Source organism: Pseudomonas sp. GXZC, from assembly GCF_026967615.1.
GTDB classification, from domain to species: Bacteria; Pseudomonadota; Gammaproteobacteria; order Pseudomonadales; family Pseudomonadaceae; genus Aquipseudomonas; species Aquipseudomonas azotoformans_A.
Genome location: NZ_CP114115.1, coordinates 6,586,828 through 6,610,122, shown reverse-complemented (window position 1 = coordinate 6,610,122; position 23,295 = coordinate 6,586,828). Strand labels below are relative to the sequence as shown.

Sequence of the window (23,295 nt, the reverse complement as noted above, 5' to 3'; positions counted from 1 at the left end):
ATGTGGTTTCGTTTGTATTGACCGTATTGGTGGTTTAGGGAACTTGTCCTACGGTTCCCGGTCAATTTTCGCAGTGCTTCACTGCACGAGTTATGTAAGTCGGAGGTTTTGTATGACCACTTCTTTGCAACCTGCATATGCCTTGGTCCCGGGTGCGAACCTGGAAGCCTATGTGCACACGGTCAACAGCATTCCCTTGCTGACGCCCGAGCAGGAGCGTGAACTGGCCGAGAGTCTCTACTATGAGCAGGATTTGGGGGCGGCTCGGCAGATGGTGCTCGCCCACCTGCGTTTTGTTGTACATATCGCCCGTAGCTATAGCGGCTACGGCCTGGCCCAGGCTGACCTGATCCAGGAAGGCAACGTCGGCCTGATGAAGGCTGTGAAACGCTTCAACCCGGAAATGGGTGTGCGTCTGGTGTCGTTTGCTGTGCACTGGATCAAGGCGGAAATCCACGAGTTCATCCTACGCAACTGGCGCATCGTCAAAGTGGCGACCACCAAGGCCCAGCGCAAGTTGTTCTTCAACCTGCGTAGCCAGAAAAAACGCCTGGCGTGGCTGAACAATGAGGAAGTCCACCGCGTGGCCGAAAGCCTCGGCGTGGAGCCCCGTGAAGTGCGCGAGATGGAAAGCCGCCTGACCGGCCATGACATGGCCTTCGACCCGGCCGCTGAAGCGGACGACGACAGCGCCTTCCAATCGCCGGCCAACTACCTGGAAGACCACCGGTACGACCCGGCGCGTCAACTGGAGGATGCGGACTGGAGCGACAACTCCAACCACAACCTGCACGAAGCGCTGGAAGTGCTGGACGACCGCAGCCGTGACATCCTCTACCAGCGCTGGCTGGCAGAAGACAAAGCCACGCTGCACGACCTGGCGCAGAAGTACAACGTGTCGGCCGAGCGGATTCGTCAGCTTGAGAAAAGCGCGATGAACAAGCTGAAGTTGTCGATCGCTGCCTAAAACGCAGCGAAAAGACAAAAAAAATGCCCCGATCGAAAGATCGGGGCATTTTTTGTTTGGGACTTAGGGTCAGTCAGACCATGGTGCTTTGCGCGAGTTGTTCAGTTCGACCAAATAGCCATCCCCACCCAACTGACTCATCTGCTGCCGAATCCACGCCGCGCGCCGCGCCACATACGCCGTCGGATGACTGGCACTCCACACCCGAGGGTTAGGCAACACTGCCGCCAGATAGCTGGCCTGCTGCCGCGATAACCCCTTGGCACTCACGCCGAAGTGATGCCGAGCCGCCGCTTCCGCGCCAAACACCCCCTCATCCCACTCAACACTGTTGAGATACACCTCAAGAATCCGCTGTTTGGGCCACAACACCTCGATCAAGCCGGTGAACCAGGCTTCCAGGCCTTTGCGCAAATAACTGCGGCCGGCCCACAGGAACAGGTTCTTCGACACCTGCTGGCTCAACGTACTGGCGCCGCGAATCGAGCCGCCGCGCTCGTTGTGCAGGATCGCCGCCTGGATCGCACCGAAGTCAAAACCCCAATGCTGCGGAAAGCGCTGGTCTTCGCCGGCCATCACCGCCACTTTGAGGTCGTCGGAGATCTCATCCCACGGCACCCAGCTGCGCTGCAGGTCAATGGGTTCGCCGTCGAACCAGGATTCAACCTTGCGTTCCACCATCAGCGCGGTGAACGGCGGCGGGACGACACGAAACAGCAACACCAGCAGCACACTGCCGATGGCAAACCATTTCACGACGTTGAGAAAGCGTTTGAAGAGGAGACGCAGCATAGAGATGGCTTGGCCGAACCCGTTGAGCGGGCCATTATACAGACCCGGCCCTTTGAGTCTGACTGGAGTTCCTCATGTTGCGTGGCTTTCTGATGTTGGCTGCCTTTTTCGGCTTTACCGGTGTCGCGCTCGGCGCGTTTGCTGCCCATGGCCTGAAAAATCGCTTGAGCGCCGAGTACCTGGCTATCTTCCATACCGGCGTGACCTACCAACTGGTGCATACCCTGGCGTTATTCGGTGTGGCGTTGCTGGCGGCGCATATTCCTGGCCGGTTGGTCAGCTGGGCGGGCATCTCGTTTACTGTCGGTATCCTGTTGTTCTCCGGCAGCCTGTATGTGCTGACGCTGACGGGTTTCAGCAAGCTAGGCATCATCACGCCGTTTGGTGGGCTGGCGTTCCTTTTAGGTTGGTTTTTCCTCGGTCTGGCGGCATGGCGCCTGCAGGCCGCCTGACCAAGGGGCTTGGGCCGGCAACGTCAATCGGGCTAGAATGCGGGCCCCTTAAAACGATGGCGGCCCGTGGCATGCGCATTCAGTTGAACGGCGAATCCTTTGAACTGCCCGACGGTGAAACCGTTGCGGCCCTGCTGACCCGTCTGGACCTGACCGGGCGTCGCGTCGCAGTGGAACTCAACCTGGATATCGTCCCGCGAAGCCTGCACGCCGAAACTGCGCTCACCGAAGGTGACCAGGTCGAAGTGGTCCACGCCATCGGCGGCGGCTAGTCGCGCAGCTTCCTGAATTCTGCAGAACCTCACCCCATTTCGAGGATTTCCCATGAGCATCGTTCGTAGCGACAAGCCCTTCGTCCTGGCCGGTCGTACCTTCCAGTCCCGTCTGCTGGTCGGCACCGGCAAGTACCGCGACATGGAAGAAACCCGCCTGGCCATCGAAGCCTCGGGCGCCGAGATCGTCACCTTCGCCGTGCGCCGCACCAACCTCGGCCAGATCGAAGGCGAGCCGAACCTGCTCGAAGTGCTGTCGCCGGATCGCTACACCTTCCTGCCGAACACTGCCGGTTGCTACGACGCCATCGAAGCCGTGCGCACCTGCCGCCTGGCGCGTGAGCTGCTCGACGGCCATAACCTGGTGAAGCTGGAAGTGCTGGCCGACCAGAAAACCCTATTCCCCAACGTGATCGAAACCCTCAAGGCCGCCGAAACCCTGGTCAAGGAAGGTTTCGACGTGATGGTCTACACCAGCGATGACCCGATTATCGCGCGCCAACTGGCAGAAATCGGCTGCATCGCCGTCATGCCACTGGCCGGCCTGATCGGTTCCGGCCTGGGTATCTGCAATCCGTACAACCTGCAGATTATCCTGGAAGAAGCAAAGATCCCGGTGCTGGTGGATGCCGGCGTGGGCACCGCCTCCGACGCGACCATCGCCATGGAGCTGGGCTGCGACGCGGTGCTGATGAACTCGGCCATCGCCCATGCCCAGCAGCCGATCATGATGGCGCAAGCCATGAACCACGCCATCGTCGCGGGCCGCCTGGCCTACCTCGCCGGTCGTATGCCGAAAAAACTCTACGCCAGCGCCTCCTCGCCGCTGGATGGTCTGATCAAGTAAGAGCCATTGATGACTGAATCAAACGAAACGCCGAACACCCTGGAAGAAGGCGACGAGTCCAAGCACCGCCGCATCAAGAGTTTTGTGATGCGCGCCGGTCGCATGACCGAAGGCCAGCAAAAGGGCCTGGAGCAAGGTACGCCGCTGTTCGTGTTGCCGCTGGCCGATGCGCCGGTGGATTACGACCAGGTGTTCGGCCGTTCGGCCCCGCGTTCCCTGGAAATCGGCTTCGGCATGGGCCATTCCCTGCTGGAAATGGCCGCCGCCGCGCCGGACCAGGACTTTATCGGTGTGGAAGTGCACCGCCCAGGTGTAGGTGCGCTGCTCAATGGCGTGCTGACCCAAGGGCTGACCAACCTGCGCGTGTATGACTGCGACGCGATCGAAGTGCTCAACCGCTGCATCGCCGACAACAGTCTCGACCGCCTGATGTTGTTCTTCCCGGACCCATGGCACAAAGCCCGTCACCACAAACGCCGCATCGTCCAGGCCTCCTTCGCGGAGCTGGTACGTAGCAAGCTGAAAGTGGGCGGCATCCTGCACATGGCCACCGACTGGGAACCGTATGCGGAATACATGCTGGAAGTGATGAACGTCGCGCCCGGCTACCGCAACATCGCCGAAGACGGCAAATGCGTGCCACGCCCGGCTGAGCGTCCGATCACTAAGTTCGAGCGTCGCGGCGAGCGACTCGGGCATGGCGTGTGGGATTTGAAGTTCGAGAAGGTTGACTGACTAAACTGGTTTGCTGTGGCAGGCGGGCTTTTGTGGTGAGCTGGCTTGTTGTGGTGAGCGGGCTTGCCCCGCGCAGGGCTGCGAAGCGGCCCTAAAATCCAACAGCTAGTTTTGTCTGAAGAAACTCGGTGACTTTGTTGGGGCGGCTTCGCCACCCAGCGCGGGGCAAGCCCGCTCACCACAACAAGCCAGCTCCCACATTTGTTTTGTGTCGGGCTTTAAGTCAGCGGCGGTCTGCTACTACGCCAATCAACACCAATACGACCACCAGAACTGGCGCCAGGCTGTAGTTATTGAACTGGCTCAACCCCCGCACAATCCACGGCGTGGCGTAGATCAACGCGGCGCCGCTGCCGATCATGCACACCAGCGCCATCAGCGGTACGCGCAACGCGCCCGCGATGCTGCCCAGGCGCGCTTCCACCCAGCCTTTGATATCTGCGCCGAACAGCACCAGCAGGCAGCCGACGAGAGCCAGTGAGATTTCCGACAGGTTGCTACGGCTCCAGCGGGATACGGTGGCGAGCAGGTCGAGTACCAAATCCATTCGATTTCCTTAAGAGCGATCAGCTCAAAAACGTCTGCAACAGGTCATTGAGAAAGAGTTGCCCACGGTCGGTCGCCGCCAGGCGTGACGGTTCGACCTGCATTAAGCCACTTTGTTCGGCCTCGCGGCGGCCTTCATCGAGGCTCGCCAGATCGAGGCCGGTACGCTCGGCGTAGAGCCTGGCCTCGACGCCCTCGGTGAGGCGCAACGCGTTCATCAGGAACTCGAACGGCAGTTCTTCGTTGGTCAGTTCCTTCGCGCCAGCCTGAAAGCTTTTGGCCGGGTTGAGGTAGTCCTTCGGTGCGCGGGTCTTCCAGGTGCGCACAATGCGCCCGTCTGGATGGCTGAGCTTGCCGTGGGCGCCGGCGCCGATGCCGATAAAGTCGCCAAAGCTCCAGTAGTTCAGGTTATGCCGCGCCGGGCGACCCGGTTGGGCATAGGCCGACACTTCGTATTGCGCGTAACCGTGTTCGGCAAGCAGCGCCTGGCCGGCTTCCTGGATATCCCACAACGTGTCGTCTTCCGGCAGCGTGGGCGGCTGGTTCCAGAATACGGTGTTGGGTTCCAGAGTCAGCTGGTACCAGGACAAGTGCGTTGGCTTCAACGCGATGGCCTGGCGCAAGTCGCTCAGGGCGTCGTCCAGGGACTGATCGGGCAAACCGTGCATCAGGTCCAGGTTGAAGTTATCAAACCCGGCCTGGCGCGCCATGCCGGCGGCACGCACGGCTTCATCGCCGTTGTGGATACGCCCCAACGCTTCAAGTTTTTCCTGCTGGAAACTCTGGATGCCGATGGACAGCCGGTTGATCCCCAACTTGCGGTACGCCACGAACTTCTCTTGTTCGAAGGTGCCGGGGTTGGCTTCCAGGGTGATCTCGATATCACTGGCAAACGGGATGCGCGCTTCCACACCCTTGAGCAGGCGGCCCAATGCGGCGGCGCTGAACAGGCTTGGCGTACCGCCGCCAAAGAAGATCGAACTCAGCTCGCGACCGTACACAGCGTGCAGATCCTGGTCGAGATCTGCCAGCAAGGCGTCCACATACTCCTCTTCCGGCAGCACCTTGCTGGCGGTGTGGGAGTTGAAGTCGCAATAGGGGCATTTGCGCACGCACCACGGGATGTGGATATACAGCGCCAGGGGCGGCAGTACCGGCAAGGCCGCCCGAGGTGTTTGCGCACCGCCGTGGATCAGCGGCTGCGCAGAGGTGTTCTGGGTCATTTCAGGCTCAGGCGTTGGCGCAGCAAATCCATTGCGCGAGCACGGTGGCTGATCTGGTTCTTGTCGGTCGGGCTCAATTCGGCACTGGAAACATTGCGTTCGGGCACCCAGAACAGCGGGTCATAGCCAAAACCATGTTCGCCACTGGCCGCATGCAGGATGCGCCCGTGCCACAGGCCTTCGCACAGGATCGGCAGCGGGTCATCGGCGTGGCGTACCAGTGCCAGCACGCAGACGAACTGCGCGCCGCGCTCTTCATCCGGCACGTCCTTGAGCGCGTCCAGCAGCTTGGCGTTGTTGGCCGCGTCGCCCTTGCCATCGGCATAACGTGCCGAGTAGATGCCAGGCGCGCCGCCGAGGAAGTCCACCGCCAGGCCCGAGTCGTCCGCCAGCGCTGGCAGGCCGGAGATGCGTGCGGCGTTGCGTGCCTTGAGGATGGCGTTCTCGACGAACGACAGGCCGGTCTCTTCCGGCTCTACATGGCTGAACTCGCCAATGGAGCGCAGGTGCACGGAGTCGCCGAGCATCGCCTGCAATTCTTTGAGTTTGCCGGCGTTATGGCTGGCCAGTACGAGTTGGGTGAGTTTCATCATTCGGCCGGGAACAGTTCTTGGTTGAATTGGAAGCTATGGGCTTTGCCACCGGTTTCAACGTTGATGGTAAACGTCTTGTATTCCCGCTGGGTCACGGAGTAGGGCGCGAGATAATTGACGCCGCCTTTCTCGTTGATTTGCTTGAAGGTCAGGATCTCGCTCTTGCCGCCCAGGTCCTTGATGGTGCCGGTGACTTGCGCGGCCACCGGGGTCACGCCCTTGATCACGGTCACGTTGATCAGGCCCTTCTCCTTGCTGCGCACCACGCCGACAGCCTGGGCCGTTTCCGGTTGCAGGAAGCTGGAGGTGAAGGTGTTGTAGTGCACGGTGATGTCACCGAAGTCTTTCTTGCGGTTAGCGTCTATTGCGTCTGCGGCCACGGCGCTGGCGCCCAGGCAGGCGGTCAATAGAAAAATAGCCAAACGACTCATGAGCGTCCCTCTTGAAGATGATTAGACGGCAATCTTGTGGTCGGTCAGGCCAGGACTGCTGACCCGGTAAATACCAATTTCGCCCAACAGGTTGGGCCATAGTTTACTCGCCCAGCCGTGGCGGTGCTGTTGATCGACGGCAAGGCGGTTGATCACCTTGGCTTCACGCTCGCCACACAGGGCTTCGAAGTCTTCGAAGGTGCAGAAGTGGATGTTCGGCGTGTTGTACCAGGTGTAGGGCAGGAAGTCCGATACCGGCATGCGGCCCTTGGTGGCCAGGTACCAGCGGCAGCGCCAGTGGCCGAAATTCGGGAAGGTGATGATGCACTGGCGGCCGACGCGCAGCATCTCGTCGAGGATGCGGTCCGGGTAGTGCACGGCTTGCAGGGCCTGGGTCATCACCACGATGTCGAAGCTGTTGCTGGCAAAGTTGCCCAGGCCCTTGTCCAGGTCCTGCTCGATCACGTTGATGCCCTTGGCCACGCACTGGGCGATGTTGTCCGGGTCGTTTTCCAGGCCGTAGCCGGTGACTTGCTTGTTGTCGCGCAGCCAGCTCAGCAGTTCGCCATCGCCGCAGCCCAGGTCGAGCACGCGGCTGCCGGCGGGGATCCATTCTTGGATGATTTCCAGGTCGGCTCTCATGGCGTTCTCACACAGTAATCCGGTTCATGTAATTGCCGAACGCCTGCAAGTAACGCGGGATCGGAATCAGGAAGGCGTCGTGGCCTTGCGGCGCATCGATTTCCAGGTAGCAAACGTCTTTGCGCGCGGCCATCAGCGCGTCCACCAGCTCACGGGAGCGGGCCGGCGAGAAGCGCCAGTCGGTGGTGAACGACATCACGCAGAACTTGGCGGTGGCACCTTCGAAGGTTTTCGCCAGGTCGTCGTCGTGATTGGCGGCCGGGTCGAAATAGTCCAGGGCCTTGGTCATCAGCAGGTAGGTGTTGGCGTCGAAACGCCCGGAGAACTCCTCACCCTGATAACGCAGGTAGCTTTCCACCTGGAACTCGACGCTGTGGAAGTCGTAGTTGAGCTTCTCACTCTTGAGGCCACGGCCGAATTTCTCGCCCATGGAGTCATCGGACAGGTAGGTGATATGCCCCACCATCCGTGCCAGCATCAGGCCGCGCTTGGGGATCACCCCGGCTTCCTGGAACGAACCGCCGTGGAACTCCGGGTCAGTCAGGATGGCCTGGCGCGCCACTTCGTTGAAGGCGATGTTCTGCGCCGACAACTTGGGCGCCGAGGCGATGGCCAGGCAATGGCGCACACGGTCCGGGTAAGTGATGGTCCATTGCAGCGCCTGCATGCCGCCCAGGCTGCCACCGATCACGGCGGCCCACTGGTGGATGCCGAGCAAGTCGGCGAGGCGGGCCTGGCTGTGCACCCAGTCTTCCACGGTCAGTACCGGGAAATCGGCGCCGAACGGCTTGCCGGTTTCCGGGTTGATACTGCTCGGGCCGGTGGAACCGTTGCAGCCGCCGAGGTTGTTCAGGCTGACCACGAAGAACTTGTTGGTGTCGATGGGCTTGCCGGGGCCGATGCAACTGTCCCACCAGCCGGGCTTGCGCTCGTCAACCGAGTGGAAACCGGCGGCGTGATGATGGCCGGACAAGGCATGGCAGATCAGCACGGCGTTGCTCGCCGTGGCGTTCAGTTGGCCGTAGGTTTCATAGATCAGGTCATAGGCAGGCAGCGAACGCCCGCAGGCCAGGGCCAGCGGTTCGCTGAAGTGCGCCACTTGGGGCACGACCAGTCCAACAGAATCGGGGGGAAAGGCAGCTGGCATCGACCCTGCTCTCGTTTAAATGAGGCGTAAGTCTAAAGACCGCTGCACCTAGCGGCAAGCAATGGCGAGGGAGGGGCCTCCCTCGCCATGGAACATCAGATCAGCAGGCGCAGAATCTCTGGCATGCCGGTCATGGCTGCCAGGTTGTTGATCACCAGCATGTCGAGCAACTTGAGCACCATGAACGCCAGGATCGGCGAAATATCCAGGCCGCCCAGGTTCGGCAGCAGACGGCGGAACGGCGCCAGGGCCGGCTCGCAGATCTGGTTCACCAGTTCGGCGCCAGGGTTGTGGCTGCCGGGGGCGACCCAGGACAGGATCACGCTGATGATCAGGGCGAAGAAGAAGATCTTCAGGAACAGCGCGGTCACGCCGATGATGGCCCAGACCAGCAGTTGTACGAAGTTGCCGGTGGTGCCATAGGTCAGCAGCAGGGTCAGCGCCATCAAGGCCAGCTGTACCAGGATTGCCAGCACCAGCGACGACATGTCCAGGCCAAACAGGCTCGGGATGATCCGGCGTAGTGGCTTGAGCAGCGGCTGGGTGGCCTTGACGATGAACTGGCAGAGCGGGTTGTAGAAGTTCGCACGCACCAGCTGCAGCACGAAGCGCATCAGGACGATCAGCAGGTACAGACTGCCGAGGGTTTGCAGCACATAGACGGCTGCGGTGTTCAAACCAATCATGTTGGCTCCTTATTTGCCCAGTTGTTCGGCGAGTTCCGCCGAGCGGTGCGCAGCGGCACCCAATGCTTTTTCCACCAGGGCTTCAAAGCCCCCGGCCTGGAACGACTCGATGGCCGCCTGTGTGGTGCCGCCTGGCGAGGTCACGCGACGGCGCAACTCGGCGGCGTCCACATCGCTGGCCACCGCCATATGCGCGGCACCCAGGGCAGTCTGCTCGGCCAGTTGCTCGGCCACGTCCTTGGACAGGCCCAGTTTCACGCCAGCGGCAGTCATGGCCTCGATCAGCAGGAAGAAGTACGCCGGGCCGCTGCCGGATACGGCGGTGACCGCGTCCAGTTGCTGCTCCTGCTCCAGCCACAGCGCGAGGCCCACGGCGGACAGCAGCTCTTGCGCCTGGTTGCGCTGCTCGGCGCTCACTTCGGCGGTGGCATACAGCCCGCTCACACCTTGGCTGACCAGTGCTGGCGTATTGGGCATGCAGCGCACGATCGGCTGGGCACCGAGCCAGGTGTTCATGCTGGCGCAGGTGATGCCGGCGGCGATGGACACCACCAGTTGCTGCGGCTGCAGGCTCGGACGCAGGCTTTCGCACACGGCTTTCATGGCCTGCGGCTTAACGGCCAGCACAATCACATCGACGCCCTGGATGGCCTCGGCGTTGTCGGCAAAGGTTTCAATGCCGTGCTCGGCGCTGACGCGGGCACGGGTGTCGGCGCCTGGGTCGCTGGCGCGGATTTGCGCGGCGTCCAGGCCCTTGGCCCGCAGGCCACCGATCAGGCTGGCCGCCATGTTACCGGCGCCGATAAAGGCAATACGCGTGTTGCTCATGACAGGTCCTTACTCAGAGGGAAGTCAGCCATTTCATGGCTGGCCGTAGTCGCGGGCACCAAACAGGGCGGTACCGATCCGCACCCAGGTGGCGCCTTGGGCAATGGCCGACTCAAGGTCGTGGCTCATGCCCATGGAAAGTGTGTCCAGCGGCAGGTTCAGGCTGTTTTGCAGGTCGCGTACCGCGGCGAACGCTGCGTCTTGCGCGGTCCGATCTTCAGTCGGCTCCGGAATCGCCATCAGGCCACGCAGTTTCAGGCGCGGCAGGGCGTTGATCGCATGGGCCAGGGCCGGCAGGTCGGCGGGTGTACAGCCGGACTTGCTGGCTTCGCCACTGACATTGACCTGGATGCAGATATTCAGCGGTGGCAGGTCGGCCGGGCGTTGTTCGGACAAGCGTTGAGCGATTTTGAGGCGGTCCACGGAATGCACCCAAGCGAAGTTCTCGGCGATAGCGCGCGTCTTGTTCGATTGAATGGGGCCGATGAAGTGCCAACTCAAGGGCAGGTCAGTTAATTCGGCCTGTTTGCCCAGGGCTTCCTGCAGGTAGTTCTCGCCAAAGTCGCGCATGCCGGCGGCATAGGCTTCGCGCACGGCTTGCGCGGGTTTGGTCTTGCTCACGGCCAGCAGGTGGATGCTGCTTGCGTCACGTTGCACGGCGTCGGCAGCGGCGCGGATGCGCTGGCTAACCTGGCCGATGTGGTCTGCTATCGTCGACATTCAAGATGCGCCCGTGGATATGGAGTCCGCGGCATTCTACTGGAAATGGAAAGCCCTATGGATATCACTGAATTACTCACGGCCAGCGTGCGCCGTGGTGCCTCCGACCTGCATGTGTCTGCCGGCCTGGCGCCGATGCTGCGACTGGATGGCGAGGTCTGGCCGCTGGAGGGGCCGGTGCTTTCACCTACGCAAGTAGCGGACTTATTGAGTCCTTTGCTCACTCAGCACCAACAAAAGGATTTCGAAACATCTCTTGAAACAGACTTTGCCTTCGAACTGCCCGGCGTGGCGCGCTTCCGGGCCAATGTGTTCCGGCAGGATCGCGGCATGAGTGCGGTGTTTCGCACCATCCCTTCTGAGGTCCAGAGCCTGGAAAGCCTCGGTCTTGGCGAAGTGTTCCAGCGTATCGCCCAACTGCCACGTGGTCTGGTGCTGGTCACCGGCCCGACCGGCTCGGGCAAGTCTACGACTCTGGCGGCGATGATCGATTTTCTCAATCAGCATCGGCGTCAGCACATCCTCACCCTTGAAGACCCCATCGAATTTATCCACACGCCGAAAATGGCGTTGATCAACCAGCGCCAGGTGCATCGCGATACCCATGGTTTTTCCACTGCCTTGCGCTCGGCACTGCGCGAAGACCCGGACGTGATCCTGGTGGGCGAACTGCGCGACCTGGAAACCATCCGCCTCGCGCTGACGGCGGCTGAGACCGGGCACCTAGTGTTTGGCACCCTGCACACCAGTTCGGCGGCAAAGACTGTCGACCGGCTGGTGGACGTGTTCCCGGCCGGGGAAAAGGCCATGGTCCGCTCGATGCTGTCGGAGTCGTTGCAGGCGGTGGTGTCTCAGGTACTGGTGAAGAAAGTCGGCGGCGGACGCGTGGCGGCTCATGAAATCATGCTGGGCACGCCGGCCATTCGGAATTTGATCCGGGAGGACAAGGTGGCGCAGATGGTTTCAGCGATACAGACGGGTGGGGCGTTGGGGATGAAGACGCTGGACATGAGTTTGAAGGCGTTGGTCGGCGCGGGGGTGATCAGCCGGGAGGATGCGAGGGAGAAGGCGAGGGTGCCAGCAGACATATGAGGCTGGTTGGAACGGGTTTTTATGGGCAGCAGGCTTGTTGTAGTGGTGAGCTGGTTTTTGTGGTGAGTGGGCTGTTGTGGTGAGCGGGCTTGACCCGCGCTGGGTGGCGAAGCCGCCCCAAAACCAGGCAGCGAGTTGTATCTGTAGGAATGCGGTGGCCTTATTGGGGCCGCTGCGCGCCCCAGCGCGGGGCAAGCCCGCTCACCACAGAAGCCCGCTCACCACAACAAGCCGCCCATAGCTTTGACGCCGGCTTAGCGTTGGACGACCCGCAGGTTGTTGTTCTGCTCTTTCGGAAGCACCCGCTTGGCAATCACGTAATTCTTGTCCCAGAACGGCTTCTTCAGGGTGTCGATACTCACCGACTTGCCACGACGCGGTGCGTGGATGAAACGGTCATTGCCCAGGTAGATGGCAACATGGTTCACCTGGCGGCTCTTCAGTTTGAAGAACAGCAGGTCGCCGGGTTTCAGGTCCTTGCGATCAACCTTCTGCCCGTGGCCAGCGGCCATGGCGTTGGACGTGCGCGGCAAATCCACGGCGGCTACGTCGTTGAACGCATATTTCACCAAGCCGCTGCAGTCGAACCCTTTACTTGGGCTGCTGCCGCCCCAACGATAAGGGGTACCGAGCACGTTGACGGCGCGGCTGAGGACGGTGCTGCTCTGCTTGGTGTTGACGCCAACCAGGCCTGGGACTGCTTTGCCGTTATGGGCCTTGCTCAGTTGAGTCGGGCGATTGACGGTCAGCTTTACCGACTTGGCGGTGCTTGGCGTGCTGTGGACTTTAGGGGTGAAACCGTTAACGTTAGGAAGTCGTTGCTCACGATTGGTGGCGTGGGCGGCCAGTGGCATTAATAGGCAAATGGTTAGCCATGTCTTGAAAAATGGTCGCATTAGGCGTGGCTCTTATGGGTTTGCGCGCAACTTTATAACAGCTTTTTGTGCCGTTCTCAGGCCGTTTGTCGACTGAACCTTGACGTCAAAATCAGGAAAAACGCGACGATTCGCCGCAATTGTCCTACACAAGCCAGGTGGCATAAGGCTTTCAGGGCAGGGAAGATACCATTTGCCGTACGTCGGGCGCCTGTAAAAAAGTCACAAAGAAAATGAAAAAATTTATCTATCGAGGCAAAAGAGGTACGCGATGAACACCTATCAGCAGATTGGCCCGCAGCAAGACACCCACAGTAAGGTGATCGGTTACCTGCTGTGGATTTTCGGTTTTACCGGGGCGCATCGCTTCTATTACGGCAAACCCATCACCGGCACGATCTGGTTTTTCACCCTCGGTCTGTTGGGTATTGGCTGGCTGATCGACTTTTTCCTGATTCCGGCCATGGACCGTGAAGCGGACCTGCGTTTTACCGCCGGGCCCATCGAATACAACGTGGCCTGGATCCTGTTGGCGTTTCTGGGGGTATTTGGCGTGCACCGCATGTACCAGGGCAAATGGATCACCGGCTTGATCTACCTGCTGACCGGCGGCTTGTTCCTGGTGGGGGTGCTGTATGACTTCTGGACATTGAATACGCAGATTTCGATCCGCAATGCTGAACGCAATTCCGGGCGATAAATCACCTGTAGGGGCGAGCTTGCTCGCTCCTACAGGTTTGTAGCGTCAAGCCTGGTAGCTGATGCGTCCGTCGACCAGGGTGTAGCGCACCGTCGCCGGCAGGCTGTGCCCAATGAACGGGCAGTTTTCACCCTTGGATAACCACTGCTCCCCGGCAACCGTGGAGTTGGCCGGGTCGAACAGCACCAGATCCGCCGCCGATCCCACCGCCAACTTACCCGCCGGCAGGCGCAGGGCCTCGGCCGGGCCAGCGCTCAGGCGTGCCAGCAAGGTCGGCAAGTCCAGCAATCCGTCTTCCACCAACGTCATCGCCAACGGCAGCAACAGTTCGACACTGCTGATGCCCGGCTCTGTCGCGCCAAACGGTGCCAGCTTGGCATCCCGCTCATGGGGCTGGTGATGGCTGGAAATTGCCGAGACCACGCCGGACTTGACCGCCGCGCGCAAACCTTCGCGGTCGGCCAGGGCGCGCAGCGGCGGCTGCACGTGGTACAGGCTGGAGAAGTCGATCAGCGCTTCATCCGTCAGAATCAGCTGATACAGCGCCACATCCGCCGTTACCGGCAAACCACGGGCCTGGGCCTGGGCGATCAGGGCGACGCCGCGAGCGCTGGTCAACTGGCTGAAGTGCGCGCGCACGCCGCTTTGTTCCACCAGCAACAGGTCACGGGCCAACGCCACCGTCTCGGCGGTTTCCGGAATGCCCGGCAGGCCAAGGAAGCTGGCCACGGCGCCTTCATGGGCCAGGCCGCCTTCGGCCAGGTCGCGGTCCTGAGAATGGAAAATCACCGTCAGGTCGAAGGTGGCTGCGTATTCCAGGGCGCGTAACAGCGTGCGGGTGCTGCGAAAGCTTTCCAGGCCATTGCCGAAGGCCACACAACCGGCGTCGCGCAGGGCGATCAGTTCGGCGAGTTGTTCGCCTTCCAGGCCTTTGCTCAGGGCGCCGATAGGGAACACCTTGCAATTGCCGGCTTCACGGGCGCGGTCGAGGATCAGTTCGGTCACGGCCGACGTGTCGAGGATCGGCTTGGTGTGCGGCGGGCAGCACAGGCTGGTCACGCCACCGGCAGCGGCGGCGCGGGTTTCGCTGATGATGTTGCCTTTGCGGCTGTAGCCTGGCTCGCGCAGGGCGACGTTCAGGTCGACCAGGCCCGGCGCGGCCACCAAGCCTTTGGCGTCGAGGGTTTCAGTCGCGCTGAAACCCGCCGGAGCAGCGCCGATGGCGATAAGCTTGCCGGCTTCCAGATGCAAATCAGTAACTTGATCCAGGCCACTGGCCGGATCGATAACGCGAGCGCCAAGAATGCTGAGCTTCACTGGGCGTTCTCCTGCTCGAATTGACGTTGCGCGGTTTGCCCGCTCATGGCCATGGACAGCACGGCCATGCGGACGGCGATGCCGTAGGTGACCTGGTTCAGGATCACCGACTGAGGGCCGTCGGCCACCGCCGACTCAATCTCTACCCCACGGTTGATCGGGCCCGGGTGCATGACGATGGCATCCGGCTTGGCGCCGGCCAGGCGCGCAGTGGTCAGGCCGAACAGGCGGTAGAACTCGCCTTCGCTCGGCAGCAGGCCACCGGCCATGCGCTCGCGTTGCAGGCGCAGCATGATCACTACATCCACGTCCTTGAGGCCTGCGGCCATGTCGGTGTAGACCTTCACGCCGTACTGTTCGATGCCGATCGGCAGCAGGGTTTTTGGTGCGATCACGCGGATATCCGGGCAACCCAGGGCTTTGAGGGCCAGCATGTTGGAGCGTGCAACCCGCGAGTGCAGGATGTCGCCGACAATGGCCACCGAGAGGTTTTCAAAGCTGCCCTTGTGCCGACGGATGGTGAGCATGTCGAGCATGCCCTGGGTCGGGTGGGCGTGACGGCCGTCGCCGCCGTTGATGATCGCCACCTGCGGGCACACGTGTTCGGCGATGAAGTGCGCGGCGCCGGAGTCGCCGTGGCGCACCACGAACATGTCGGCGGCCATGGCTTCCAGGTTGCGCAGGGTGTCGAGCAGGGTCTCGCCCTTGCTTGCCGACGAGGTGGACACGTTCAGCGTGATCACGTCGGCCGACAGCCGCTGGGCCGCCAGTTCAAAGGTGGTACGGGTGCGCGTGGAGTTCTCGAAGAACACATTGCAGATGGTCTTGCCGCGCAGCAGCGGGACCTTCTTCACCGCGCGGCCACCGACTTCGAGGAACGAGTCGGCGGTGTCGAGGATTTCGGTGAGCAGTTCGCGGGGCAAACCGTCGAGGGACAAGAAGTGTTGCAACTGGCCCTGAGCATTGAGCTGCAGCGGGCGCTTGGCATCGAGAGGCGTCATCGCGGGGACTCTTTACAAGGCGGTTTAAAGGGCGAGGTCTTGCAGTTCGAGTTCGAGCGGCGTGGGACCGGACAATTTTACCCGCTGGTGGGCTGAAAGCGACAGTGTGGCGCCGACCACATCCGGGCTGATCGGCAGTTCGCCGGCATCCAGGTCGAGCAGGCACACCAAGGTCACGCTGGCCGGGCGGCCGTAGTCGAACAGTTCGTTCATGGCGGCACGGATGGTGCGGCCACTCATCAACACGTCGTCGATCAGCACCAAGTGCTGGCCTTCGATCTCGAACGGCAGGGCCGACGGGCGCACTTGTGGGTGCAGGCCGTTCTGGCTGAAGTCGTCACGATAGAAGGACACGTCGAGGGTGCCGAGGGGCGAGTCGCTGCCCAGTGCTTCCAGCAATGCCTGGGCCACCCACACACCACCGGTGCGAATGCCGATGAAGCGCGGCTCGCTGATGTTGCGGTGTTGCAGATGGGCCGTGAGGCTTGTGGCCATCTGGCTGATCAGTTCGGCGGGGTTCGGCAGGCTCATGCAGGCTCCTTCAGGACCTTGGCGCAGGCAAGGTCCGGGCTCAAACGTAAAAAGACGCGGCAAGCCGCGTCAGTCAGGATTCAAATAAAGCAGTGTTTTCATCCAACCATCCCTGCAACAACAGGGCGGCGGCGATGGCGTCCACGGGGTTGTCGCGGTAGCTGCCCTTCTGCCCGCCACGGTCACGGCGCTCACCCTTGGCTTCAAAGGTGGTGAGGCGTTCATCGTGGGTATAAAAGGGCAGGTTGTAGCGGCCATTGAGGCGGCGGGCGAATTTTTCGGCGCGCAGGCACATGTCGCTGGGGGTGCCGTCCATGTTCAACGGCAGGCCGACCACCACCGCATCGGGCTTCCACTCTTTAATGAGGGCTTCGACCTGGTTCCAGTCCGGCACGCCGTTCTGGGCTTTCAAGGTGCACAGCTCGCGGGCCTGGCCGGTGATGACCTGGCCGACGGCGACGCCGATCTGTTTGGTGCCGTAGTCAAAACCCAGGATCAGTCGCAAAGCCATCAGGCGTGCCCCGCCTGGCTGGTCAACAGGCTGAGGTTGACCCGCAGCTTGGCCGCAGCCGCTTCCAGACGCAGTTCGCTGGGCGTGTTGAACAGGATGTCGGCGTCGAAGGGGCACGTCAGCCAGGCGTTGCTGGCCAGTTCGGCTTCCAATTGGCCCGCTTCCCAGCCCGCATAACCGAGGGTGATTACACTCTGCTCGGGGCCCACACCGTCGGCGATGGCGAACAACACGTCCTGGGAGGTGGACAGTGACACACCGTCCAAGTCGACCGTGGCCTGGAATTTCGGCCCCGGCGGGTGCAGCACAAAACCGCGATCGGTCTGTACCGGCCCGCCGATGTAGATCGGCACACCCTGGCAGCGGGCGGGTGGATCGAGTTCCGGGCGCAGTTGCTCAAGAATATCCGCCAGGTTCAGCTCCTGCGGGCGGTTGACCACCAGCCCCATCGCACCATTGGCCGTGTGCTCGACGATGTAGGTCAAGGTCTGCGCAAAGTTCGGGTCGGCCATATGGGGCATGGCGATCAGGAATTGATGCTTGAGGTAGGTCGGGCTGACGTTTTTCATGTTCGATAGTGTGGCGGTGGAGGGGCGAACTGACAAGCTGGTGATGTGCCACAGGGGGCAATTGTCATCAATTGCTCGACAACCGATCGCCCTTGGCGAACTTCCAGGTGCGGATGATTTCCAGGCGATCGACGTCGTTCAAATCACCGCTGAACGGCGCGAAAGGCGCGGCCAGGCGCACGATGCGCTGGGCGGCCTGGTCCAGCAACGGCTGGCCGGACGACTCCAGTACCTGCACTTCATATAACGTGCCGTCGCGGTTGATTGAAACCAATAGACGCAAATTGCCGTAAATCTGCTGGCGCCGGGCTTCTTCCGGGTAGTTGAGGTTGCCGATGCGCTCGACCTTCTTGCGCCACTCGTCTTTGTACCAGGCACCTTTGTCGCGCATGGTCGAGGCGGCGTTGAGCCGGTAGATGCGCGGGCGCTTGGCGTACAGCTGCTGTTCGTTGGCCAGTTCGGCTTCGAGGCTGGAGATCTCGTCGGAGAGCGTCGAACTGTCGAACGTCGGCGCCGGCTTTACGGGCTCGGGCGTGGGTTCGCTCTTGGTCTTTTCGCGCTGGGTCGGGGCTTTTTGCGGCTTGGGTGCGACGGTAGTCACCGCCGCCTTGGGCGCGGCCTGCTTGACCTCCGGCTTGGGCACCGGTGGTGGGGTGACTTTATTCACCTTGTTGTCCTGGAACGGCGCCACTTCAGTGGTCTTGGGCACGGCTTTCTTGTCGAGGGTGCCGCTGCCTTGCTGATTGTCCTGGGCGAGAAAGTCGGCTTTTTCCGGCTTTTTCTCGCTTTTGAACGTGGCGAGGGTGATTTCCAGGGTTTTGCTGATCTGCTTGGGCTCGACCAGGGTGAAACCCACGCCGAGGATCAGGGCCAGGTGAATCAACGCGGCCAGGAACAGGGTAAATCCGAGCCGATCAGCCGGGCGCACGCCGCTGTGGGAGAGTTCGGGGGGCAGCTCGGACGGGAGTGTCATGACAAAAAAACCAACATCGCGCGTTTCACAGGTGGGGCATGATAGCGCAATGTTGGTGCGTGTCCGGCTGTTCTATATCACTTGGCCTGCAGCTTGCGCTCAATGGCGGCCATCAACATTTCGCCGATGTTGGTGCCAAATGCGTTGTCGATCTCGCGGATGCAGGTCGGGCTGGTGACGTTGATTTCAGTCAGGTTCTCGCCGATCACGTCCAGGCCGACAAACAGCAGGCCCTTTTCACGCAGGGTCGGGCCGACCTGGGCTGCAATCCAACGGTCCTTGTCCGACAGCGGGCGTGCTTCACCCCGACCACCGGCCGCCAGGTTGCCACGGGTCTCGCCCGCCGCTGGGATGCGCGCCAGGCAGTAATCCACCGGCTCGCCGTCGATCATCAGGATGCGCTTGTCACCGTCCTTGATTGCCGGCAGGTAGGCCTGGCCCATGATCTGCTGGGTGCCCAGCGCGGTCAGGGTTTCCAGGATCACCGACAGGTTCGGGTCGCCTGCGCGGTGACGGAAGATCGAGGTGCCGCCCATGCCGTCCAGCGGCTTGAGGATCACATCGCCATGCTTGGCGGCGAATTCACGCAGCACATCGGCGCGGCGGCTGACCACGGTCGGCGGCGTGCACTGTGGGAACAGGGTAGCGAACAGCTTTTCATTGCAGTCGCGCAGGCTCTGCGGCTTGTTGACGATCAGCACGCCGGCGCGCTCGGCCTGCTCCAGCAGGTAAGTGGAGTAGACGAACTCCATGTCGAACGGTGGGTCCTTGCGCATCAGGATCACGTCCAGATCGCTCAGCGGGCTGTCGATTTCATCTTGCAGTTCGAACCACTTTTCAGGGTTGGCAAACACCTGCAGCGGGCGCATGCGTGCACGGGCCTCGCCGTCGCCCTGGTAAAGGTCGCGCTGCTCCATATAGAACAGGGTCCAGCCGCGGGCCTGGGCGGCCAGGAGCATGGCCAGCGAGCTGTCCTTTTTATAGGAAATGCTGGCGATAGGGTCCATGACAATGCCGACGCGAACGCTCATGGGGGATTTCCTCTAGCAAATAAGGGCGCATAAAAGTGGCGTCAGAGTGGCGCTGCGGCTGTTGTGGGTCAAGGAAAAACCACCTGGCCGGTTGCTCGATAGATTGCGCCCGGAGACTGTGCTAAAAAGACTGCCACGGCGCAGCAGCCCTTGAATTCCAAGGCCCGCGGCGCTCATCCTGTGCAACATCAGGCAGTACACACCGAAAACCGATTCGCTGTGGCGATGGCAGAGCAGATATGGAACAGCATTCCAACGCCTTGAGAGTGATGGTGATCGATGATTCGAAGACGATCCGCCGCACCGCTGAGACCTTGTTGAAGAACGTCGGGTGCGATGTCATCACGGCCATCGACGGTTTCGATGCCCTGGCCCGGATTGTTGATCATCACCCGCACATTATTTTTGTCGACATCATGATGCCGCGCCTGGATGGCTATCAGACCTGCGCGCTGGTGAAGAACAACCCGGCGTTCAAGTCGATCCCGGTGATCATGCTGTCGTCCAAGGATGGCCTGTTCGACAAGGCCAAGGGGCGCATCGTGGGGGTCGATCAGTTTTTGACCAAGCCTTTCAGCAAGGAAGAACTGCTGGGCGCGATCAAGGCCTACGTGCCGGGGTTCGCCGCAGTAGAACAAGCACACTGACGCCGCCTCACAAGGGCAGGCGTCCACCTATGTAGTGGGGAAAAACATGGCACGTGTTCTGATCGTCGACGATTCGCCGACCGAAATGTACAAACTGACCGGCATGCTGGAAAAGCATGGCCACCAGGTCCTCAAGGCCGAAAACGGCGCGGACGGCGTGGCCCTGGCCCGCCAGGAATTGCCCGACGCCGTGCTGATGGACATTGTGATGCCGGGCCTCAACGGCTTCCAGGCCACCCGCCAGCTGTCCAAGGAGCCGGAAACCAACGGCATCCCGATCATCATCATCACCACCAAGGACCAGGAAACCGACAAGATCTGGGGCGCGCGCCAGGGCGCCAAGGATTACCTGACCAAGCCGGTGGATGAAGAAACCCTGATCGCCACCCTGAACAAGGTGCTGGCCGGCTGACGGCTCGCCATCATGACCGAGTCGCAAACCGCCTTCGAGCTGCTGCTGGACATCGACCGCCGCTGCCGCCTGCTGGCCGCTGACCTGCCGTCCCAGGAAACCCGCCTGCAACGCTGGAGCGGAATCGGCTTTCGCTTGGGCCAGCACTGGTATGTGGCGCCCATGGGCGAAGTCGCCGAAGTCCTGCACGAACCACGCTGCACGCTGATGCCCGGGGTCAAGGCCTGGGTCAAGGGCGTGGCCAACCTGCGTGGGCGCCTGTTGCCGGTGATGGATTTGGGTGGGTTCCTCGGCCTTGAGCTGTCCAAGGCGCGCAAGCAACGGCGGGTGCTGGTGGTGGAGTTCAACGACGTGTTTGTCGGGCTGCTGGTCGACGAGGTGGTGGGGATGCAGCATTTCGCACAAGACGCCTGGCGGGCGAACACCGCGCCCGACGCAGCGTTTATTCAAGGCCGGTTCGACGGCGACCCGTCGTGGCAGGTGTTCAGCCCCTTCGCCCTGGCCCAGGCCCCTGGCTTCATGGATGTTGCCGCATGACCACCGCTACCGCACTCAAACCCCAGGCCGGCTCGCGCAGCCGCTCGCAGATCATCGTGCTGTTCATCGCACTGATCGTGTTCATCATGTTGCTGTTCGCCAACTTTGCGTACCTCAACACCCAATCCACCTACGACAAACAGTACATCGGCCATGCCGGTGAGTTGCGCGTGCTGTCCCAGCGTATCGCCAAGAACGCCACCGAAGCCGCCGCCGGCAAGGCTGCGGCGTTCAAGCTGCTGGGCGATGCGCGTAACGACTTCGCCCAGCGCTGGGGCTTCCTGAAAAAAGGTGACCCGCAAACCGGCCTGCCCGCCGCGCCCAGCGCAGTGCGTGCCGAAATGCGCGCGGTGCAGACCGACTGGGAAGCACTGCTGAAAAACACCGACGCGATCCTCGCCAGCGAGCAGACCGTGCTGTCGCTGCATCAGGTGGCCGCGACCCTGGCCGAAACCGTGCCGCAACTGCAGATGGAATCGGAAAAGGTCGTCGATATCCTCCTGCAACGCGGTGCTCCGGCCAGCCAGGTAGCGTTGGCCCAGCGCCAATCACTGCTGGCCGAACGTATCCTTGGCGCGGTGAACACCGTGCTGGCCGGCGACGAAACCGCCGTGCAGGCCGCCGATGCCTTTGGTCGCGACGCCAACCGCTTCGGCCAGGTGCTCAATGGCATGCTCCAGGGCAACCCCGGTTTGCGCATCACCCAGGTCGAAGACCGCGACGCCCGCGCGCGGTTGGCGGAAATCGCCGAGCTGTTCGAGTTCGTTTCCGGCTCCGTGGATGAGATCCTCGAAACCTCGCCGCAGCTGTTCCAGGTGCGGGCCTCGGCGAGCAACATCTTCAACCTCTCGCAAACCCTGCTCGATGAAGCCTCGCACCTGGCCACCGGGTTCGAAAACCTCGCCAGCGGGCGCAGTTTCGACACCATCGGCGGCTATGTCCTGGGCCTGCTCGCCCTGACCTCGATCATTCTGATCGGCCTGGTGATGGTGCGCGAGACCAACCGCCAGCTGCACGAAACCGCCGAGAAGAACGAACGCAACCAGAACGCGATCATGCGCCTGCTGGATGAAATCGAAGACCTGGCCGACGGCGACCTCACCGTGACCGCCTCGGTGACCGAAGACTTCACCGGCACCATCGCCGATTCCATCAACTATTCCGTCGACCAACTGCGCGACCTGGTCGCCACCATCAACCTTACCGCCGGGCAAGTCGCCGGCGCCGTGCAGGACACCCAAGCCACCGCGATGCACTTGGCCCAGGCCTCGGAGCACCAGGCCCAGCAGATCGCCGAGGCGTCCACCGCGATCAACCAGATGGCCCAGTCCATCGACCAGGTCTCGGCCAACGCTGCCGAGTCCTCGGCGGTGGCAGAGCGCTCGGTGGAAATCGCCAACAAGGGCAACGAGGTGGTGCACAACACCATCCACGGCATGGACAACATCCGCGAGCAGATCCAAGACACCGCCAAGCGCATCAAGCGCCTGGGCGAGTCGTCCCAGGAAATTGGCGACATCGTCAGCCTGATCGACGACATTGCCGACCAGACCAACATCCTCGCCCTCAACGCAGCAATCCAGGCAAGCATGGCCGGTGATGCCGGACGCGGCTTTGCGGTGGTGGCTGACGAAGTGCAGCGCCTGGCCGAGCGCTCATCGGCGGCGACCCGGCAGATTGAAACGTTGGTGCGGGCGATCCAGGCCGACACCAACGAAGCGGTCATTTCCATGGAACAGACCACCACCGAAGTGGTGCGCGGCGCGCGGCTGGCCCAGGACGCCGGGGTGGCGCTGGAAGAGATCGAAGGCGTATCCAAGACCCTGGCGGCGCTGATCCAGAGTATCTCCAACGCAGCGCAGCAACAGACCTCATCGGCCGGGCAGATCTCCCTGACCATGAACGTGATCCAACAGATCACCACCCAGACCTCGTCGGGCTCCACGGCCACCGCCGAAAGCATCGGCAACCTGGCGAAAATGGCCAGCCAGTTGCGGCGGTCGGTGTCGGGCTTCACCTTGCCACCGCCCAAGCAGGTCAATGATTAAAATGCTATCTGAAGAACACCACAGTCCAACTGTGGGAGCTGGCTTGCCTGCGATAGCGGTCTGTCAGATACAGATGTGTTGCTGACCCACCGCTATCGCAGGCAAGCCAGCTCCCACAGTTGATCTCCACCAGTCGGGAGATCTTGGCAACATCAGCAATCCACGAATTC

General features: G+C 61.7%; 29 protein-coding genes. 11 read left to right on the top strand and 18 right to left on the bottom strand.

Annotated elements, in window-relative coordinates:
- The first annotated feature begins 112 nt into the window (after positions 1-112).
- Positions 113-967: an RNA polymerase sigma factor RpoH gene (rpoH, locus tag OZ428_RS31305; RefSeq protein WP_016972967.1), complete on the top strand. Its 855-nt coding sequence runs from the start codon at positions 113-115 to the stop codon at positions 965-967.
- 69 nt (positions 968-1,036) lie between these two features.
- Here the strand turns inward: rpoH and mtgA are convergent, their stop codons facing one another.
- Entirely contained in the window at positions 1,037-1,759 is a 723-nt protein-coding gene (gene mtgA, locus OZ428_RS31300) for a monofunctional biosynthetic peptidoglycan transglycosylase (RefSeq protein ID WP_016976027.1), read from the bottom strand.
- A gap of 74 nt (positions 1,760-1,833) precedes the next feature.
- Here mtgA and OZ428_RS31295 point away from each other — a divergent pair, with 74 nt between their 5' ends.
- The 4 genes from OZ428_RS31295 (at position 1,834) to trmB (ending at position 4,065) form a co-directional block, all read left to right on the top strand.
- Positions 1,834-2,211 carry a DUF423 domain-containing protein gene (locus tag OZ428_RS31295; RefSeq protein ID WP_105697151.1) on the top strand — a complete coding sequence of 126 codons (378 nt, stop codon included), beginning with the start codon at positions 1,834-1,836 and terminating at the stop codon, positions 2,209-2,211.
- A gap of 71 nt (positions 2,212-2,282) precedes the next feature.
- Positions 2,283-2,483, top strand: coding sequence for a sulfur carrier protein ThiS (gene thiS / locus OZ428_RS31290; RefSeq protein ID WP_015886354.1), 201 nt, complete (start codon positions 2,283-2,285; stop codon positions 2,481-2,483).
- A gap of 52 nt (positions 2,484-2,535) precedes the next feature.
- A complete protein-coding gene (locus OZ428_RS31285) occupies positions 2,536-3,330 on the top strand; it encodes a thiazole synthase (protein ID WP_016976029.1) in 795 nt (264 codons plus the stop codon).
- A 9-nt stretch (positions 3,331-3,339) separates the two neighbouring features.
- On the top strand, positions 3,340-4,065 hold the full coding sequence (trmB, locus tag OZ428_RS31280; protein ID WP_033897051.1) for a tRNA (guanosine(46)-N7)-methyltransferase TrmB: 726 nt from the start codon (positions 3,340-3,342) through the stop codon (positions 4,063-4,065).
- Between the two features lie 223 nt (positions 4,066-4,288).
- Here the strand turns inward: trmB and OZ428_RS31275 are convergent, their stop codons facing one another.
- The 9 genes from OZ428_RS31275 to OZ428_RS31235 all read right to left on the bottom strand — a co-directional run bounded on the left by OZ428_RS31275 (position 4,289) and on the right by OZ428_RS31235 (position 10,881).
- Entirely contained in the window at positions 4,289-4,612 is a 324-nt protein-coding gene (locus OZ428_RS31275; RefSeq protein WP_016972961.1) for a DUF3392 domain-containing protein, read from the bottom strand.
- Positions 4,613-4,631: 19 nt separating this feature from the next.
- Positions 4,632-5,834 carry a radical SAM family heme chaperone HemW gene (gene hemW, locus OZ428_RS31270; RefSeq protein ID WP_133075465.1) on the bottom strand — a complete coding sequence of 401 codons (1,203 nt, stop codon included), beginning with the start codon at positions 5,832-5,834 and terminating at the stop codon, positions 4,632-4,634.
- Positions 5,831-6,427: an RdgB/HAM1 family non-canonical purine NTP pyrophosphatase gene (gene rdgB / locus OZ428_RS31265; RefSeq protein WP_269132235.1), complete on the bottom strand. Its 597-nt coding sequence runs from the start codon at positions 6,425-6,427 to the stop codon at positions 5,831-5,833. Before rdgB ends, hemW begins: the two co-directional genes overlap by 4 nt.
- Complete coding sequence (locus OZ428_RS31260; protein ID WP_016976033.1) at positions 6,424-6,858, bottom strand: DUF4426 domain-containing protein; 435 nt, start codon at positions 6,856-6,858, stop codon at positions 6,424-6,426. The genes rdgB and OZ428_RS31260 overlap by 4 nt, the downstream gene beginning before the upstream one ends.
- Positions 6,859-6,879: 21 nt before the next feature.
- A complete protein-coding gene (gene metW / locus OZ428_RS31255; RefSeq protein ID WP_010207236.1) occupies positions 6,880-7,500 on the bottom strand; it encodes a methionine biosynthesis protein MetW in 621 nt (206 codons plus the stop codon).
- A gap of 7 nt (positions 7,501-7,507) precedes the next feature.
- A complete protein-coding gene (gene metX / locus OZ428_RS31250; protein WP_095013877.1) occupies positions 7,508-8,647 on the bottom strand; it encodes a homoserine O-succinyltransferase MetX in 1,140 nt (379 codons plus the stop codon).
- A gap of 95 nt (positions 8,648-8,742) precedes the next feature.
- On the bottom strand, positions 8,743-9,333 hold the full coding sequence (locus OZ428_RS31245) for a YggT family protein (RefSeq protein WP_033897055.1): 591 nt from the start codon (positions 9,331-9,333) through the stop codon (positions 8,743-8,745).
- A gap of 9 nt (positions 9,334-9,342) precedes the next feature.
- Positions 9,343-10,161, bottom strand: a complete 819-nt coding sequence (gene proC / locus OZ428_RS31240) for a pyrroline-5-carboxylate reductase (RefSeq protein WP_269132234.1) — start codon at positions 10,159-10,161, stop codon at positions 9,343-9,345.
- 33 nt (positions 10,162-10,194) lie between these two features.
- Positions 10,195-10,881, bottom strand: a complete 687-nt coding sequence (locus OZ428_RS31235; protein WP_133075462.1) for a YggS family pyridoxal phosphate-dependent enzyme — start codon at positions 10,879-10,881, stop codon at positions 10,195-10,197.
- A gap of 57 nt (positions 10,882-10,938) precedes the next feature.
- Here OZ428_RS31235 and OZ428_RS31230 point away from each other — a divergent pair, with 57 nt between their 5' ends.
- Positions 10,939-11,973, top strand: a complete 1,035-nt coding sequence (locus OZ428_RS31230; RefSeq protein WP_269132233.1) for a type IV pilus twitching motility protein PilT — start codon at positions 10,939-10,941, stop codon at positions 11,971-11,973.
- Positions 11,974-12,227: 254 nt separating this feature from the next.
- Here OZ428_RS31230 and OZ428_RS31225 read toward each other — a convergent pair whose 3' ends face one another.
- On the bottom strand, positions 12,228-12,869 hold the full coding sequence (locus OZ428_RS31225; RefSeq protein WP_028618303.1) for a C40 family peptidase: 642 nt from the start codon (positions 12,867-12,869) through the stop codon (positions 12,228-12,230).
- Between the two features lie 250 nt (positions 12,870-13,119).
- On the opposite strand from OZ428_RS31225, the gene OZ428_RS31220 reads away from it, so the two are divergent.
- Complete coding sequence (locus OZ428_RS31220; protein ID WP_442964811.1) at positions 13,120-13,548, top strand: NINE protein; 429 nt, start codon at positions 13,120-13,122, stop codon at positions 13,546-13,548.
- A 45-nt stretch (positions 13,549-13,593) separates the two neighbouring features.
- On the opposite strand, the gene OZ428_RS31215 is transcribed toward OZ428_RS31220, so the two are convergent.
- The 7 genes from OZ428_RS31215 to gshB all read right to left on the bottom strand — a co-directional run bounded on the left by OZ428_RS31215 (position 13,594) and on the right by gshB (position 19,481).
- Positions 13,594-14,865, bottom strand: a complete 1,272-nt coding sequence (locus tag OZ428_RS31215) for a dihydroorotase (protein WP_269132232.1) — start codon at positions 14,863-14,865, stop codon at positions 13,594-13,596.
- Positions 14,862-15,866: an aspartate carbamoyltransferase catalytic subunit gene (locus tag OZ428_RS31210; protein WP_016976042.1), complete on the bottom strand. Its 1,005-nt coding sequence runs from the start codon at positions 15,864-15,866 to the stop codon at positions 14,862-14,864. Before OZ428_RS31210 ends, OZ428_RS31215 begins: the two co-directional genes overlap by 4 nt.
- Before the next feature lie 24 nt (positions 15,867-15,890).
- Positions 15,891-16,397 carry a bifunctional pyr operon transcriptional regulator/uracil phosphoribosyltransferase PyrR gene (pyrR, locus tag OZ428_RS31205; protein WP_033897063.1) on the bottom strand — a complete coding sequence of 169 codons (507 nt, stop codon included), beginning with the start codon at positions 16,395-16,397 and terminating at the stop codon, positions 15,891-15,893.
- Positions 16,398-16,470: 73 nt separating this feature from the next.
- Positions 16,471-16,908 carry a Holliday junction resolvase RuvX gene (ruvX, locus tag OZ428_RS31200; RefSeq protein ID WP_003195067.1) on the bottom strand — a complete coding sequence of 146 codons (438 nt, stop codon included), beginning with the start codon at positions 16,906-16,908 and terminating at the stop codon, positions 16,471-16,473.
- Positions 16,908-17,477, bottom strand: coding sequence for a YqgE/AlgH family protein (locus OZ428_RS31195; protein WP_133075458.1), 570 nt, complete (start codon positions 17,475-17,477; stop codon positions 16,908-16,910). The genes ruvX and OZ428_RS31195 overlap by 1 nt, the downstream gene beginning before the upstream one ends.
- A 67-nt stretch (positions 17,478-17,544) precedes the next feature.
- The gene (locus tag OZ428_RS31190; protein ID WP_133075457.1) at positions 17,545-18,450 is read right to left on the bottom strand and encodes an energy transducer TonB; all 906 of its coding nucleotides are present in this window, start codon (positions 18,448-18,450) and stop codon (positions 17,545-17,547) included.
- Positions 18,451-18,527: 77 nt separating this feature from the next.
- A complete protein-coding gene (gene gshB, locus OZ428_RS31185) occupies positions 18,528-19,481 on the bottom strand; it encodes a glutathione synthase (protein ID WP_028618297.1) in 954 nt (317 codons plus the stop codon).
- 239 nt (positions 19,482-19,720) lie between these two features.
- On the opposite strand from gshB, the gene pilG reads away from it, so the two are divergent.
- From pilG to OZ428_RS31165, 4 genes are read left to right on the top strand one after another with little or no spacing between them, the layout of a single operon-like run.
- On the top strand, positions 19,721-20,128 hold the full coding sequence (gene pilG, locus OZ428_RS31180; RefSeq protein ID WP_010564379.1) for a twitching motility response regulator PilG: 408 nt from the start codon (positions 19,721-19,723) through the stop codon (positions 20,126-20,128).
- 46 nt (positions 20,129-20,174) lie between these two features.
- Positions 20,175-20,540, top strand: coding sequence for a twitching motility response regulator PilH (gene pilH / locus OZ428_RS31175; protein WP_016976047.1), 366 nt, complete (start codon positions 20,175-20,177; stop codon positions 20,538-20,540).
- Between the two features lie 12 nt (positions 20,541-20,552).
- Positions 20,553-21,077, top strand: a complete 525-nt coding sequence (locus OZ428_RS31170; protein WP_033897068.1) for a chemotaxis protein CheW — start codon at positions 20,553-20,555, stop codon at positions 21,075-21,077.
- Entirely contained in the window at positions 21,074-23,125 is a 2,052-nt protein-coding gene (locus OZ428_RS31165) for a methyl-accepting chemotaxis protein (RefSeq protein ID WP_016976049.1), read from the top strand. The genes OZ428_RS31170 and OZ428_RS31165 overlap by 4 nt, the downstream gene beginning before the upstream one ends.
- Positions 23,126-23,295 lie beyond the last annotated feature (170 nt).